Source organism: Dietzia sp. E1 (assembly GCF_014145015.1).
Taxonomy (GTDB): Bacteria; Actinomycetota; Actinomycetes; order Mycobacteriales; family Mycobacteriaceae; genus Dietzia; species Dietzia cinnamea_A.
Genome location: NZ_JAALDU010000368.1, coordinates 1 through 1,026, shown reverse-complemented (window position 1 = coordinate 1,026; position 1,026 = coordinate 1). Strand labels below are relative to the sequence as shown.

Annotated in this window: 1 protein-coding gene; it reads left to right on the top strand. The window is 73.1% G+C overall.

Annotation, left to right across the window (positions count from 1 at the left end; genetic code table 11):
* Positions 1-1,026 (top strand): alpha/beta hydrolase (locus G6030_RS12130; protein WP_182643293.1); only part of this gene is annotated, 1,026 nt, incomplete at both ends.

Genomic DNA, 1,026 nt, shown 5'->3' with positions numbered 1-1,026 from the left:
GGCCGGAGGCACGCCGCGCGACGCGGAGGCGGTCGCCGAACGGATCCGGACGCCCGGTGGCCTGCGCGCCGGCCTGAGCGCGCTCGGCGCCGCCACCCTGGGTTCGGTGGTCACGCTGCTGCCCGGCCGACGCGCCAACGACCCGTGGGCCGGCGAGGACATGTGGGAACTCGGGGTGGACCGGGGTTCCATGGTCGCCGCGACCGACGGTGTCCCGCTCGCGGTGCGCGAGGCGGGGCCCACCGACGCTCCGATGACGGTCGTGTTCGTCCACGGCTACACCCTGTCGATGGACACCTGGCATTTCCAGCGCCGGCACCTGGCCGACCGGTTCGGCTCCGAGATCCGGATGGTCTTCTACGACCAGCGCGGGCACGGCCTGAGCGGGGCCGGCTCGCGGAAGAACGCGACCATCGACCAGCTGTCCCGGGACCTCGACACCGTCATCTCGGCGACCGCCCCCACCGGGCCCGTCGTCGTGATCGGCCACTCCATGGGCGGGATGACCGTGATGGGGTTCGCCGCCCGGCACCCCGAGACGGTCCGTGAGCGGGTCCTGGGGGTCGGGCTGGTCTCCACCGCGATGGCGGAGCTCTCGGAGGCCGGACTCGGGGCGGTGCTCGACAACAGGAGCGTGGCCCGCCTCGCCGGGCTGGCCGGCCGCAGCCCCGGCGTGTTCACGAGCAGCCGGCGCGCGCTCGGGGCGATCATCTCGCCGTTCATCTACGGCGGGTCGTTCGGGGACCCCGCCACGGTCAGTCCGACCGTCGCCCGGTTCGTGGACAAGCTCATCGCCTCGACCGACGTGCTGACCATCGCCAACTTCTTCGAGACCCTCACGCGGCACGACGAATCGGCCGCCATGCCCGTTCTCCGCGAGGTCCGCACGACGGTCCTCAGCGGCGACCGGGACCTGCTCACCCCGCTGGACCGGTCGGTCGACATCGTCGAGGAGCTCCCCGACGCCGAGTTCGTCGTGGTCCCGGGCGCCGGGCACATGGTGATGCTCGAGGAGCCCGCGCACGT